The 16188-nt window shown below is 59.3% G+C and carries 4 protein-coding genes; all 4 read right to left on the reverse strand.

Annotated elements, in window-relative coordinates; all coding sequences use genetic code 11:
* Positions 1 to 53 precede the first annotated feature (53 nt).
* Entirely contained in the window at positions 54 to 344 is a 291-nt protein-coding gene (locus tag ACIPIN_RS04255) for a hypothetical protein (RefSeq protein WP_401115722.1), read from the reverse strand.
* The gene (locus ACIPIN_RS04260) at positions 341 to 12673 is read right to left on the reverse strand and encodes a filamentous hemagglutinin N-terminal domain-containing protein (RefSeq protein ID WP_401115725.1); all 12333 of its coding nucleotides are present in this window, start codon (positions 12671 to 12673) and stop codon (positions 341 to 343) included. The genes ACIPIN_RS04255 and ACIPIN_RS04260 overlap by 4 nt, the downstream gene beginning before the upstream one ends.
* A 25-nt stretch (positions 12674 to 12698) precedes the next feature.
* A complete protein-coding gene (locus ACIPIN_RS04265; RefSeq protein WP_401115728.1) occupies positions 12699 to 14417 on the reverse strand; it encodes a ShlB/FhaC/HecB family hemolysin secretion/activation protein in 1719 nt (572 codons plus the stop codon).
* 263 nt (positions 14418 to 14680) lie between these two features.
* On the reverse strand, positions 14681 to 16027 hold the full coding sequence (locus ACIPIN_RS04270) for a DEAD/DEAH box helicase (protein WP_401115731.1): 1347 nt from the start codon (positions 16025 to 16027) through the stop codon (positions 14681 to 14683).
* Positions 16028 to 16188 lie beyond the last annotated feature (161 nt).

Genomic DNA, 16188 nt, shown 5'->3' on the forward strand with positions numbered 1-16188 from the left:
ACCGGCTAATGGGTGTCCCCTTTTGATCTATTTCCCTGCGCCTTTTGTAAAAACTAAATTTTAGCTGTAACAACAAAATCAGCGCCAAGCTCGTTTTGTAGACAGTCAACGAGCAATCTACCTTCTCTTTTAAATTCAACTTCCAACTCTTCAGTTTTAAATCCCGAATATTGCGGACAGTCCAAGTCTAGGGTTTCGTCATACAAACTAGCCCATTTCACCAACCGAGATTTAAGCTTTTCAGAAATAGGAAGAGTACTAGGATCTACGTCTCCATACTCATCCGGAGAAATTTCCCAAATAGGGTGACACTGATAATCAGCCATCAATTTTATATATCTCATTTCACCCCTCCTCTTGGGTTAGCGCCAACAACATAACCATTATTACCAACAGTTACCGCTATTCGTTGAGATTGTCCGTTTATAGTCAGTTCATAAATCGGACGACCAACCCCAGAACCTTGATAGCCAATAAGCTTGCCTTCAGAAACAGCTTTCATTACAACGCTCGGAATTTGTGCTTCAGTGACACCCATTTGTGTAAATTGAGTACCGTGTTCTTCAATAATATGTTGCAAACCTGCCTTTGAATTTCCTGTTTCCAAGAACACAACCTGCCCACTTTGGCTACGAGTCGTTGCAATAACATTTTCAGGAGTATATTTCACTCCATTTGCTGTCATTTCCTCGAGGTAATTCGGATTCACTCCAAATTTTGGTGTCTGATTTAAGTATCCAAAGTCCCCATCAGCTCTCGAGACCGCGTTTTCCCAAACCGACGAGGTTCCCGTACTCTTTGCAGCACCCGCCGCCTCACCAACAACAATCGCCTCTCTCAAAGCCCCTTTGCCAAGAATAGACCCAAGAGCCTTTCCAACCCAAGACATCGGCACCGGCACAAGCGACCCTATGGCCAGCGCGTCACTCCTGGCTTTTGCATCCCCGGCTTCAATCCATCGCTTAGTCTCTGGATCATTCAGATCTATGTTAGCCCCAACCGCCACGCAAGAGGCATCAGCGCAAGGCATAAAGCGTGGGTTGAACGCTTCTCCGTCTACCTGGACTGATGAGCGGAAGCCACCCTGAGCATCGAGCACACGACCAGAAAGCCGATCACGTACCTCCTCGCCAACCGTTGGCGTTTTGCTCCAATCATGATCAGGCGCCTTAGGGAACGCGGCCCAGCTGTAATTGTTGGTCGACTCCCGAATATAAGCCACCACATCAAGATCAAGCTTGGCTTGCTGTTGAACGTATTGACCGTTCCCCAAGTCCACCCATTTTGCGGAGGGGTCATAGACCCCGTCTTTGGTGGCAACCATGTCGGTTCCCGCCACAATGTCGGTTCCGTTGACGTTGGAAAGCCGAAGCTGCTCTTCGATTTGCTCGGCGCTGTACTTTCCGCCGCTGCGCTCAGCCAGTTGTTTGGCGAGATCCTTGTCGTCCTTGTGCAGTTGTCTGTTGTACTGCGTTGCATTCTTGGCAACCCAAGCTCCCTTCTCCAGCTTGCTCGCATCGACATCCTTTTGCGCTGCGGCAGCCAGAACGCCAACGATCTGAGAGCTCATGCTCAACAGGGTATTGTCGCCCTTGACCAGGTTGTCCAGATGCCCGACCAGCGCCTCATTCGCTCCCGCCGCCAAGGCTCCTGTCTTGAAGTCCCCACCGGTTGCTTGAGCCAGTAGTCCGCCCACCATGGCGTGAATCGCGACCTTCGGCAGGGAGCCGTCAGCAACCACATTTTTCGTGTAATCGCCTACCGCGTTAAAACTGGCTGCCGCCAAGGTGTTGAACAAAGCACTCTTCAGGGCATCACTCATGCTGCCGCCCTGCCCCAACGCCTTGCTCAGCAGCGTGGAGGTCGTATTTTGCAACACTTGGTTCCCTGCAAACTGAGCGGCGCCTGTCCAGGTATTAAGCGGCGGCCCGACGATCTTGCCTGTTATTGAGTCAGTATGGGTCCCCGTCCAACCGTCGAAGTAGGCGGCCGTCAGGCCCGCCGTAACGCCTGAAATGACATAACCCTTGATGGCATCGGAAGAGGTCACGTCCTTGACTACAGCGCCGAGATTGCCGCGATTGTTGACTACGCTAACGGTGGCGTTTGTTGATGCCCCGGCAGCTACGGCACCTGCGGCAGCCCCCATGGCACCACCGCCCGCCATACCGGCAACGGCGGGACCGACAACAGCAGCCATGATGATCGCAATGATGATTTGCGAAGCAGGCCCTAACCCTGAGTTTTCGTACTTGAACGACTCATGGATTTCCTTGACCAACTTCCAGTCCACATCACCGCGCTTTTCGGCGTCCTTGAGCCACGCCAGTTTTGGATCAGCCTTGACCATTGTGTCGATGGTCTGGCTGACAGTTTTTTGGTCAACCTGTTTAATGTCGATTTTCAGGCCATCGACGGCTTTGATCGCAATATTTCCAGCTGCAACCATCTGGCTCTGACGCAAGGTTTCGTCAGTATTGCCCTGACCTTTGGACGAGACCCAAAACGCATTGTTGTCGCTCTTCTCATGACTCTCCTGATGAAGATCCTTCACCCCTTCAAAGGTGATCGAACCGCCACTGTCCAGCGTGATGTCCTTACCGCTTTCGAGCTTGGCAACCTGATACTTCTGGTCCCCACCGCTCTTGAGCGTCAGATCCCCACCGGTCTTGATCTCGCTCCCGACGTTCGTGACCTGGGTCACTTCATCACGCTGGGTTTTACTGCTGCCCCAACTGCCTTTTTTCTTCATGTCGTACAGCGAGTAATCACTGTCTTGCGCAGACAGCAGTTCGATTTTGTCTCCGGCGACCAGGTAGGCTTCATCGCCCGCGCTGACACGGCTGGAGATCAGCGTCATGTCCTTACCCGCACTCAACGCAACGCTGCCACCGGCAGTCACGGTGCTGGAGATCTGTTTGACATGATCCTCTTGACGAGTCTCCTTCTTGTTCTTGAAGTAGGAGTGGCTCTCGTCCGCTGCCGAGGCCAGGGTCAGGTTTTCCGTGGCCGACATCACGATGTCACGCTTGGCATCGATTTGACTGGCAATGGCAGAGATGTCACGACCGGCGCTGACGGAAACGTCGCGTCCTGCGCTGATAGAACCGGTCAGCTGGGTGATTTTCTCGTCGAGAAAACTGCTGCCGCCAGCTAGTTTGCTATCGGTCTTGGCGGAGACCAGATTCACGTCACGACCGGCGCTGATACTAGTGTCGCGACCGCTTTGCAGTACGCCACCAATGTTGTTGACATCTCGACCAGCCTGGAGCGAGAGGTTGTTGGCAGCCTCGATACGAGCAGCGCTGTTGGCGTAGTCGTTGCTGGTACTCATGTAGCCAATGCTGGCTTTGGCAGTGGTGATCGTTCGTTCATTGACCACATCGCCATTGATCGCGGTCAGGCTGACGTCACGACCAGCGATGATGCCGCCGGCCTTGTTGGTCAGGTTGTTGCCGGCCAGCATGTCCAGCCGGTTACCGGCTTCGACCAGGCCACTGTTGACCACGTCATTGCCAGCTGTTGCCGACAGGTTGTTGCTGGCGCGCAGAGTGCCGGCGTTGTTCAGGTCCTTGCCGGCAATCAGGTTGACGTCTTTGCCCTGGATCAATGCACCGTTGGCGGCCAGGCGATTGTTGGCATTGGCCAGGTACAAGACCGGCACCAGCACCTGCTCGCCGTTGACCTCGGCGTTTTCCATCCAGACGATGTCGTGAGTCAGCGCCGCGACCTGTTCGGAGGTCAGGCTCACGCCCAGTGACAGATTGAGCTGCTGTTTGCTGGCGATAGCGTTGTTCATCAGGTACTTGAACAGGCCCTCGTCAGACGTCTGGCCGTCGATGAAACGTTGCCCGGTACGGACGGTGACTGCTTGCTGGACCAGTCTCTGTTCATAAAATCCGTCGCCCAGGCGCTTGGCGCTTTTGTCCGGGTCGTAGCCGAGGTTCGCCAACAGGTAATCCGAGCTCATGAATTGTTTGAGGTTGGTCAGTACCGGGTTGGTTTCGATCAGGTATTTTTGCGGATTGGACCTGCCCGAGGTATCGGGCAGGCCCCGGACGCGGTTGACGCTCAAGGCGCCGGGCTGGATGGCGAGAACGCCAAGCGGGGTCGCCTGAGTCATGCCGTCGTTGGCGGTGTTACGGGCCGGCAGCAGGCTACCCGAGGACGGATCATCGCCCGGAATACCGGCGTTGACGGTGCTGGCGGTCACATTGATATTGGCCGCCTGACGCGTCGCGGTACTCAGGTCGAGAGTGCTCGCCGAAACCTGGGCGACGTTAACCGACTGGATATCCCGCGCTTGAGTGACCGGTAAAGCTTGTTGGCGTTGCGCAGTGCCCAGGCTGGCACCGCCCATGGTCCAGCTTTGTGGACCGCTGTCGACGGGTGTGCTGCCTTGGCCGCTCAGGCGGAATAAACCGTTCTGGCCGGTGGGCAGGGTGAAACCCGGAAGCGTGATCGGGTTGACCTGCTGCTGGGCCAGGTTCGGTGGCAACTGGGCATTGATCCGGACCACGACCGGCGCGCCCGCTCCGGCTACCTGAGTGCCCTGGACTTTGTTGGCGCCAGCGCTGAACCCGTAGTCCTGATGAATGACGCTATTGGTCAGGTCCTGAGTCGCGGAGATCGAGACATTGCCACCGGCCTGGATAACAGCACTGCGGATTGAGCCACTGCCGTCCTTGGCGACTTCGACGTCACCGGTCGGGGTGTATCCCTGCGTGTATGACAGCAGTTGACTGGGCAGCGCTACCAGGTTGTTGGGGTCATACTGGGATTGCGGTTTGGTGCTTAAATAGTTGTAAATAGGGGGTAAGTCGAAGGTATTCACTATCGCATTAGTAACAGCGTCCCTGAACCGAATAACCGGTATCTGTTCCCCGTCATGCCCACCTATGCGGCGCATAGCATCCACCGCGAGTGCCCTACTCAGGCCACCAGAATCATTGAAGTAGTAGATGTTCGGAAAATCAGGATTGTTTCGCGCGTTGTAATTAAACGCAGCGCCAGCAAACTCATTGATTAAATCCTTATCAATATCACCCGTCTGATAGCTGCGCGTGCGCTCAATCGTGCCGCTGACTGCCCCGACGTTTTTCACACTATCGGCCTGAATGGCAATATTGCCGCCGGCACTGATAGTGCTTTTGCTATTGAGAAAGCTGCCACCGCGAAAGGTAAAGTCGCCTCCCGCCGAGAGCGACGCGGTGGCACTGGTGTCGTTGTCCTGCCCTTCGAAAGTCTCACGAGCGACAATACTGGCAGCGTAATAATTCCCCCAACATTCGATGCATTTAATCGCGATAAAACCAGAGACCAGCTTGCGCCCCAGGCTGAAACCCTCCGTGCGGTTCTCGAAGTTGGCGGCATTGATGCTGAACTTGCCGGTGCTTTCCAGCGACCCGGAGATATTGCTGACCTGGGCCGCCTGGGCCGCGCCGCCATAGCCGTCGATGCTGACGGCACCCAGGCTGTAAAGCTGGGCCGAATGGTTGGTGAAGCTGTTGACTTGCAACGCCGTGTCACTACCGCTGAAGATCAGGCCGTTCTCGTTCAACAGGCTGGGCGTGCTCAAACGCAGATTGCCACTGCTGCCCATGGTCCCGTAGTTATTGATTGATCCGGCATTGACAGTCATCCCGGTGGCAGACGTCATCCGACCATAGTTGTTGAGTTGGCCGCCGACATTGATCGTGGCGTCCCCGCCACTGGCAACACTGCCCGCACTGCCCAGACTCATCGAGGCGGCTGACAGCCCCAGATTACCCAGGCTACTGTAGCGACCGTTGCCGCCATAACTGCCGCCCAGCGCCAGGCTCAAGCTGCCATCACTGGCAATCAGCCCATCGTTGTACCAAGTGCCGCCAGTCCCCACGAAGCTGTCAGAGGCCAGCAGTTGACCGCTGGCGGTCTGAGTGAAGTTGTTGACGTTGACGTTCAGGCGCCCGGCCTGGATGACGTTGCTGTTGGTCCAGCTGTCGGCGTTGAGGGTCAGGCCGCCACGGGTCACGATGGAGCCGCCGGCCCCGGTGACGTTGGCCGTGGAGATATCGAAAGTGCCGGTGCCGACGTGCAGCAAGCTGCCGCCGCCATTGAGGAAACCACCGACAGCCAGACTCAGGTCAGTGTTGGCGCTTTCCAGGGTGCCGTTGCGGTTGTCGAACAGGCCGCCAATCTGGAAGTCGGTTTTGCCGCTGGTGCCCATTGCACGCAGCTGGCCGGTCTGGTTGTCGAGGCTGGCGGCTTTGATCGCCAGGGTCGTGTCGCTCTCGATGATGCCCAAGCGGTTGTTCAGCGCACCGTTGAGGTTCAGGGTGATCTGGTTGCCGGCGATCTGGCCGTCGTTGTCGCCACTGTTGTCGAAGTTGTTGCCGGTGACGTTGACCTGGCCCTTGGCATAGAGGCCGCCGTTGCGGTTGTCGAAGTTGCCTGCACCCGTAGCGATGACGGCGTCGCCGGTTTGCGCCGCAATGCGACCACCGTAGTTGTCGATCCCGCCCCACGCTTGCAGGTTGAGGCGCTGAGCCTGAAGGGTGCCGCCCTGACGGTTGTTGGTCAGGTCGTAGCCGTTTTTCAGGACACCGACCACGCGCGCCTCAAGGGCGCCCTTGACGCTGGAGAGCACGCCGCCACGGCTGTCGACATTGGCTGCCTTGAGGGTCAAGTTGCCATCCTGGGCGATAATCTTGCCGCTATGGTTGTCGATATCGCCGGCGACATCGAGGTTAACCATACTCTTGCCTTGCAGCGAACCACTGGCGTTGCCGAGGCTGGCCGCAGTGAGTTGCAGATCCGCATTTCGGCTGGCGATCAGGCCGCCAGCCGTGTTTTGTACCGCCCCCGTCGCCGTAAGCTTAAGGCTGTCGGTGGCCCCTACGGTGCCGTGGTTGCTGTTATCCAGGCCGCCGGTGAGCAGGGTCATCTGGCCCTGGCTGGACAGTTGGCCTCCCTGGTTGTTGATCTGGCTGCCGGTAAAACTCAACGCTTGTTGAGCGTTGACGGTGCCACCGGTGTTGCCGAGGGTCATGGCGCTCAAGGTCAGAGCCGCGCCGCTGCCAATCACGCCACCCTGAGCGTTGTTCAGCAGACCGCTGACGCTGACGGATTGCCCCGCCACGCTGGAGAGGACGCCTTGGTTGCTGTTGTCGAGGCTCGCTGCGTTGACGGTCAGGACGTTCTGGCTGACCAGCGCACCGGCTCCGCTATTGAGTAATGCGCCGCCGAGGGTCACATCGACGTTGCCACTACGGCTGGAAACGGTGCCGTTGTTGCGGTTGTCGAGACTGCTGCCATTGAGGCTCAGCCCCTGCCAGCCGGAGAACAGGCCGCCGTTCTGGTTGATCAGGCTGCCGGCCGTCAGGTTCAGCAGATTGTTGCTGATCAGCTTGCCGGCATTACTGTTGTCCAGGGTGCGAGCCGTCAGGTTGATGCTCTGGACGCTACTGAGTTCGCCGCCCTGATTATACAGGTCGCGCAGGTGATCGATGCTGAGGTTGCCAGCGGTGACGATATGGCCGGCAGCGTTATTCAGGTCACCGGTCGCGCTGCCGAAATCGATGGCAATCGCACTGCCCAGCAGCGAGCCTCCCTGGTTATTGATCCCGCCGCTGTTGAGGGTCAGCGCGGTGGTCGCGTTGATCAGCCCTTGGTTCTGGTTGGTGAGCTGGCCGTCGACGGTCAGGCCCAGTTCGGCACGGCTGGTCAAGGTGCCGCCCGAGTTGTCCAGACTACCGGCATGAGCGCCGACCGCGGCTGCGGCGATCATCCCTTTGACGTTGCTCAAGGCCTGGTCGATGCGCAGGGTCAGGGCCTGGTTGCCCAGCAATTTGCCGTTGTCGTTGTTCAGGCTTTCGGCGGCCAGGGTGTAGGCCTGAGAGCTGGAGATTTCGCCGCCTTGGTTGTTGACGCCCTTGAGGTTGTTCAACACCAGCAACGGTGCATTGATCAGGCCGCCCTGGTTGTTCAACTGGCCGTGGTTGAGGTCCAGGGTCAGCGCGGTATCGCCCTTCAGTTGACCGCCCTGCTGGTCCAGACCGGTGACGCTGGCAGTCAGGGCCTTGGCCGCGCCAATGCGGCCGCCATCCTGGTTGGTCAGTTGCGCGGTGGTCAGGTTCAGGCTATCGCCGCTGCTCAGGAAACCACTGTGGCTGTTGTCGAAGTCGCCAGTGGTGATCAGTACCGGTCCTTGGCCGCTGATCGTGCCCTGCTGGCGGTTATCGAGGCTGGTGCTGTGCAGGTCAAGGCCACCATTGGTGACCAGCCGGCCGCCCTGGTTATCGAGGATGCCGCGGCTGGTGAGGCTGAGCTGGCCGGCACTCGACAGGCTACCCAGGCGGTTGGCCAGGCTGGCCGCGCTGACGGTCAGCAGACCTTCGCTGCTGATCTGTCCGGCGCTGTTGTCCAGGTCGGCGCTGAGGATCAGGCTTAGATCGCGTTGGCTGGTCAGGCGGCCAGTGGTGTTGTCCAGGCTGCCGGCCAGTAGGCTCAGACCCGTCTGGGCCGAGAGCAAGCCGTTGTTGCGGTTGAGCACACGGCCCAGGGTCAGGTTCAGAACCTGGTCGGTCACGACCTTGCCGCCGTCGCTGTTGTCCAACTGGCTGCCAGTCAGGCTCAATGCCGTCTTACCCGAGAGTTCACCACCCCGATTGTCGATCTGATCGACGTTGAGGCTCAGCGCTTTGGTCGCGCCCAGCAGACCACCCTGGCGATTGTCCAGGCTGTTGCCGGTCAGGCCCAGCGCGCCCTGAGCGATCAACTGTCCGTTCTGATTATTGAGCGTGGCTACATTCGCGCGGAGATCGGCCTTGCCGGAAATCTGGCCCTGGCTATTGTCGAGGCTGGTGGCGTTCAACTGCGCATCGCCATCGGCGACCAGGGTGCCGCTCTGGTTGATGAGGGTGGTGTCGACGTTCAGGCCGAGGCTGCCGTGGCTGCTGATCAGTCCAGCAGTGTTGTCCAGGCTGGCGCTACGAACATCGAGCGCGGCGGTGGAAATCAGCCCCTTGACGTTGCTCAGTGCCTGATCGACGCGCAAGGTCAGGGCCTGAGCGCTGATCAATTTACCCTGGCGATTGTCCAGGCTACGGGCTGCGATAGAAAAGGCCTGAGCGCTGGAGATTTCGCCCCCCTGGTTGTTCACATCCTGGAGGTTTTTCAGGACCAGCAGCGGTGCGTTGATCAGGCCACCCTGGTTGTTCAGCTGGCCGTGGTTCAGGTCCAGGCTCAGGGACGTTTGGCTGCCCAGACTACCGCCTTGCTGATCGAAACCGCTGACGCTGGCAGTCAAGGCCTGGTCGCTGGTGATACGGCTGTTGGTGCTGTTGCTCACCTGGCCGGCGCTCAAGTCGAGCGTCGCGTTACTGGTCAGTTGCCCACCCTGCCGGTTGTCCAGGGTGCCGGTACTGATGCGGGTCGCGCCCTTGCCGTTGATTACGCCATTCTGGCGGTTATCCAGGCTCTGGCTGGTCAGGTTCAGGCTGGCGTCGCTGGTGATCGAGCCGCCCTGGCTGACGAGGGCACCGGTGGTGGTGAGGGTCAGGCCGAGGGCGCTGGACAGGCTGCCGCCGCTGTTGTCCAGACTGCCAGCGGTGACGCTCAGGCGGCCGTCGCTGCTGATCAGGCCGTTGAGGTGGGTCAAGGCCTGGTCCAGGCGGATATCCAGGTCGCTGGTCGCAGCCACCCGGCCATGACTGCTGTCCAGACTCTGCCCAGCCAACGAGAGGCTGCCCTGGCTAAACAGCAAGCCTTGGGTCTGGTTGATCACCTGCGCCACGGTCAGGCCCAGGTGCGTGCCAGCCAGGACTTTACCGAGGTCGCTGTTGTCGAGCGTCGAACCACCCAGGCTGACGTCGGCGGTGCTGGAGAGTTCTCCGGCGCGGTTGTCGACAGCATCGACGGTGAGCTTCAGCGCTTTGATCGCCGAGACCAGACCACCGTTACGGTTGTCCAGACCGGCCCCGTTCAGAGTCAGATTGCCTTCGGCGACCAGTTGACCTTTCTGGTTGGCCAGTTGGGTGATGTTGGCATTCAGGTCGTTTTTGCTGGAAATGCGCCCGGTACCGTTATCGGCGCTGGCGAGGTCCAGACGCAGCGGGCCGGCTGCACTCAGCAGGCCACCGCGATTGTCCATGTGCGAGCCATTGAGCGTGACCGCCGCCAGTCCGATGAGCAGACCTTTGTCGCGGTTGTCCAGTTGACCAACGTTGAGCAGCAGGGTGCTGTCGGCGTTGACCTTGCCGCCCCGGTTGTCCAGCACGTTGCCGCGCAGGGTCAGCACGTTGTTGCCGATCAGGCTGCCACCCCGGTTATCGAGGCTATCAGTCTGGACATCCACCGCGCCCTTGGCTCTGAGCTGACCTTGGGCCTGGTTATCCAGCAGACCGCCGATACGGGCCGTGAGACTGCCGTCACTGAGCAGCTTGCCAGCGTTGCGGTTATCCAGGCTGGCGGCGGTCAGGCTCAGGGCCTGCCTTGAACCCAGGGTACCGTTCTGGTTGTTGACGGCGCCGCTCAGACCCAGCGTGAGCGCAACATCGCCAGTGACCTTCCCGGCTCGGTTGTCCAGGTTCGCGGCTTTTATCTGGTTGCTGCCAGCGCTGGAGATTTCGCCGCTCTGGTTATTCAGTGCGCCGTCGAGGGTCAGGGCCAGGCTGTTTGAGCTAGTGACTGTGCCACTGGTGTTATCCAGGCTGGCCGCGCGAACGTCCAACCCGGCGCCGGATACCCGGCCATCAAGGTTGGTTAGGGCCTGGCCCAGACGCAGGGTCAGCGCCTGACGGCTGATGAGTTTGCCGTGGCTGTTGTCCAGGTTGGCGGCGGCCAGGGTAAAGGCCTGGGCACTGGAAATCTCTCCGCTCTGGTTGTTCACACCATTCAGGTTAGTCAGGGTCAGTACAGGGCCGTTGATCAGGCCATTCTGGTTGTTCAGCTGGCCCTGGTTGAGGTCCAGTCCGAGGCTGACAAGGCTGGTGAGTTGACCGCCGTTGTGCTGGTCCAGACCGGAGACACTGGCGGTCAAAGCCTGGTTGCTGGCGATCTTGCCACCCTGGCTGTTATCGACCTGGCCGGCCTTGAGGTCCAGTGTGCTCAGGCTGGTCAGTTGACCACCCTGGTTGTTCAGCGCACCGCTGGCAGTGAGGCGCAATGCCTTGCCGGCCGAGACCACACCGGCCACGTTGTCCAGCGAAGCCAACTGCAACGTCATCGCATCGAAGCTCGACAGCTCGCCACCGTTGTTATTCCAGTAGCCCATTTGCCCGTCGAGGGCCCCGCTGCTGTGAACCAGCCCGCCCTGAGCGTTAAGCAACTGCCCGGCGATCAGACTCAGTGTGCCGGTACTCAGCACCCGTCCGTTGTTCTGATTGTCCAGGGTCCCGGCGGTAATGTTGGCGGTTTGCCCACTTAGCGTGCCGCCCTGGTTGGTCAAGGTCTGCGCAGTGCTCACCGTCAGGTTGCGGCTGGCGATGACGCTTTTGCCGCTGTTGTTGAGGTTCTGTGCGCTCAGGCTCACGTCACCGCTGGCGTTGCGGCTGGTATCGGCGTTGACCCCGGCTTCGATAACGCCGTTGTTGGTCAGCTGGCCGCCGGCACTCAGGTTGATGCTGTCGCGAGCGGCGAGGGATTGCTGGCTACTCAGGTCGCCTTGGGTTTGTACGTTGAGGGCGGTGCCAGCGTAGACCGGTCCCTGGGCATTGAGACTGGCGGCTTTGATATTCACCGCGCCATTGACCGCCGAGGTGTCGGCCAGACTCAAGTGGCCGTTGGCATCGAGCTGGATATCGCCGCCGCTGGCGATCAGTTTGCCGTCGAGCTTCACTCCCACGCCGGCTTCGGTGCCGACCAGCTTGATCGCGCCGGCGTACATGCCGCCGAGAGTAGAGGAGTCGATCGCCAGTTCCGGTTTGGCGCTGCCGTCGTTGGCGCGCGCCGTGGCGTTGAGACTCTCGGCGTTGACGTCGTTGCGACCGGCGACGATGGTCAGGTTGTTGGCCTGGATCTGGGCGTTGATCTTGGCGCTGCGGGTGATGATTTCGAAGCGGTCGATGTTGGTTGCATCAAGCCCGGCGCCGTCGATGGAGACGCTGCCCTGATCGACCTGGAAGCGGTCCAGTCGACCGTTGTCCAATACCGGTTTACCGGTGGTCAAGGTCACCCGTGGGGTATTGATGAAGCCACAGCCGTTGCAGCTGATGCCATACGGGTTGGCGACGATCACCCGCGCCGACTGCCCCGCCACTTCGGTGTAACCGTTCAACTGGCTCGGACTGCCGCCGTTGACTTCGTTGAGGATGGTTTGCGCCGACCCGCTGTTCTTCAGGTTCGGGTTGCCGACGATGTACCCGCCCAGTTGAGTGGCAGAGGTTTGGGTGCCGGCGTTGTTGAGGATCAAGCCCTGCAGGGTGACGTTGTAGTCGTGGAACTGGTTGTGCGAGAGACCCGTCGCATTGGGCGTGGCGATGTTGACGATCGGCACGCCATTGCCGGCACGATCCAGGCTGGTGCCCGGCGCGCTGACCACGATGCCGTCCGCCTGCGCCCACATCGGTTGCCAGAACATGACGTTGGCCAGCAGGAACGCCAGACCGCGTTTGGGCATACCCATGAAACGTTCACGGGGAATTACGGCAGCAGAAGACTGGCCGGCCAGAAAGGCCAGTTGGCGAACGTCCATATTCAGGTCTCGATGAAGCGAAAAATTAGAGGGAGAAATCCACGCGGAAATAGATCGGTGCTTCGCGCTCGGTCAACGCATCCGGCCGCTCCAGGGAGTGGGCGAAGGTCACGCTGGCAGACACATGCTGACCACGGGCAAACAGCTCGATCGAATTGCTCGACATCCGCCCATGTTGCTCGCCGCTGTAGCGGCCATGACTGATCACGCCCTGGTCGTAGCCCAGACTGGTGCCATATTCAGCGAACACCGGACGCAGCCATTCCCAGTTCACCGGACGCGTCCAGCGCAGATCGTTGCGCCAGTAGCCGCCGCTGTCACCGGACAGTGACTGGTCCTTGTAACCACGAATCGACGACAACCCGCCAAGGCTGGTGCGTTGCGGGCTGAACAGCACCTCTTCGCTGCGCTGGCCGGTCATCAAACTGCTGAAGCTCAATGACTCGCCCCAGACTTTGAACGGCTGCAAGTAGCTCAGGGTGCCGGTGTATTTGCGGTACCGCGCATCCGGTTCGCCCGGTCCCGGGTGGCCGTTGCTCTGGGCATCGAAGGCGCCGATACCTTTCTGCATGCCGAGGTCGAGGTTGACGAAGGCTGAGCCGATGCGCCGTCCGTGGTTGATCCCGAACTGTGCTTCGCTCAGATGGTTACTGCTCAGGGCCAGCTTGCTGCCTTCGATGAAGTTGTTGTTACGCAAGTGAGACACGCCGGTGCTCAAGGACGTCTTGCTCACGGCATCGCGATAGATCACTCGCTCGGCCTTGAACTGGTGAGTCTGGCTGTCGCCGGTCTGCTTGAAGTTGTAACCATTGGCGGCAATCTGCGAGCGGTAATCGCTATGGCTGTAGCTGTAGTCGAAGTTCCACCAGCCCCACGGCAGGCTGTAATCGAGCATGGCGTTGCTCGAGGTGTGGTTATGATCGCTCACCGCATCGTGACCACCGCGCAAACTCAACTGGTCCGCCAACCCCAGCGGGCTGTCCCAGTCAAAGGTCGTGCCCCACTGCTGCTCACCGGTGCTGCGCTGACCTTCGTTATTGCGCGACAAGCCAGCGCGCCAGGGTTTCTGCGGGGTGTTCTTGACCAGGACTTCGCTGCCACCCACCGCTTTGCCGGGTGCCAGTTCCATCTGTGCCTGATTGGAGGGCAAACGGTTCAACTGATCGACCAGTTGTTCGATCTCCCGCAGGTTCAGCAACTCCCCTGCCTTGCCTGGAAAGGCCATGGCCAGCTCACGGTCCGACAGCTTGCTGCCGTCCGCGCTCTTGAGGCCCTCAAGCTTGCCTTCGACCACCAGCACCTTCAGATGACCGCTGGAAAGGTCCTGCTGCGGCAAGTAAGCACGACTGGTCACCAGACCTTTCTCGAGGTAGTAATCGGTGATGACTTTCAGCAGCTCGTTGAGCTGCGTGACGCCCAGGCACTGGCCAATGTAAGGCTTGAGCAAACGCTCGCGCTCACGGTCCGAGAGGCTGTCGGCACCTTTGAGTTCGATGTCTTTGATCGGGAAGCAACGGGTATCGGCAGGGGCTGTCGGGGCGGTCGGTTTGGCGACCTTACCGGGCAATTCCTTGAGTTCTTCCAGACGCCGACGCTGCTCTTCGAGCAGGCGATCCTGGCGATCGCGAATCAGGTCTTGTTCACCGGGGGTGGGGGCAGCATGGGCAAGGTTTACGCTGGCGAAACACAGCAACAGACACGGCAAAGCCGCACACATCCTCTTCGCGAGGGTGGGCAGGTACATGTTCGATCCCTCGAAATGACAAGTGATATCAATATGATGGCGCGATGTTATGTTGCCATCATTCTGGCGTCAAGAAGTAGGTTACAAATTTGTTGCAGAGTGTGTCTTGATTGATACGTTCAGTCACAGCTAAAACTTTATCGTTTCAGAAGCAAGTGGGGCTCCTGACGACGCTGGCGTCAGGCTCGATCTCAGATCGCCATAGGCTGTAAATGAAAAAACCCGGACGCTGTCCGGGTTTTTTATGGGATCGCTACGGCACGTTATTCAGCGGCCGGTGCTTCTGGCTTGCGGCGCTTGAGCGGGGCCATGCCGTCCTTGCTGACCAGCGACAGGGCGTCGGTCTTCGGGCGGTTGGCGATCTTGCGCTTGGTAGGGGCCTTGGCTCCGGTCTTTTTCTTCTCACCTTTGGCGTCGACCTTTTTCTTCTTCACGCCAACCGCTTTACCCGAGGCCTTGACCTTTTTCGGTCCGCCGTAGGTGCCTTTGACTTCCTTGATGGTGCGGCGCTCGAAGCTCTGCTTGAGGTAGCGCTCGATGCTCGACATCAGGTTCCAGTCGCCGTGGCAGATCAGCGAGATGGCCAGGCCATCGTTACCGGCACGGCCGGTACGACCGATGCGGTGAACGTACTCGTCGCCGCTGCGCGGCATGTCGAAGTTGATCACCAGGTCCAGGCCTTCCACGTCCAGGCCGCGCGCGGCGACGTCGGTGGCAACCAGGATCTTCACTCCGCCCTGCTTCAGACGGTCGATCGCCAGTTTGCGATCCTTCTGGTCTTTCTCACCGTGCAAGACAAACGCCTTGTACTCCTGCGCCACCAGACGGCCGTAGATACGGTCAGCCATGGCTCGGGTGTTGGTGAAGACGATGGCCTTCTGATAGGTCTCGTTAGCTAGCAGCCAGTTAACAATCTGTTCTTTGTGCTGGTTGTGGTCAGCGGTGATGATTTGCTGACGAGTGGTGTCGTTCAACTGGCTGACGGCATTGAGCTGCAAGTGCTCAGGGTTGTTCAGCACCTTGGCGATCATCTCGCGCAGGCCCGAACCGCCGGTTGTGGCAGAGAACAACATGGTCTGCTGACGGTTGGTGCATTCTTCGACCAGACGCTGCACGTCTTCGGCAAAGCCCATGTCGAGCATGCGGTCGGCTTCGTCGAGCACCAGCACTTCAACTTCTTTCAAGTCGAGGTTGCCGGCGTTCAGTTGCTCGATCATCCGGCCCGGGGTGCCGATCAGAATGTCCGGCACCTTGCGCAGCATGGCAGCCTGGACCTTGAAGTCTTCACCACCGGTGATCAGGCCGGATTTGATGAACGTGAACTGCGCGAAGCGTTCAACTTCCTTGATGGTCTGCTGGGCCAGCTCGCGGGTCGGCAGCAGGATCAGGGTTTTGATGCTGACGCGGACTTTGGCCGGGCCGATCAAACGGTTGAGGATCGGCAAAACGAATGCAGCGGTTTTGCCGCTACCGGTTTGCGCAGTCACCCGCAGGTCACGCCCTTGGAGCGCGAGCGGGATAGCCGCTGCTTGCACAGGCGTTGGCTCGACAAATTTAAGCTCGGCCACGGCTTTGAGCAGGCGTTCGTGCAGGGCGAATTGGGAAAACACGGGTGCTACCTCGAAGAAATACAAAAAATCAGCTGCATAGGGTAACGGTTTCGAGCGCGAAGGCCGAGTTTCTTTATACAAACGGGCGCAAACAGTGGCTATTTTGTTAGCTGATTTGTCCCCGAACGCAGCTCGATGCGTCTTAAACGCTCTAATCGTCC

Source organism: Pseudomonas sp. NPDC087697 (assembly GCF_044743155.1).
GTDB lineage: Bacteria > Pseudomonadota > Gammaproteobacteria > Pseudomonadales > Pseudomonadaceae > Aquipseudomonas.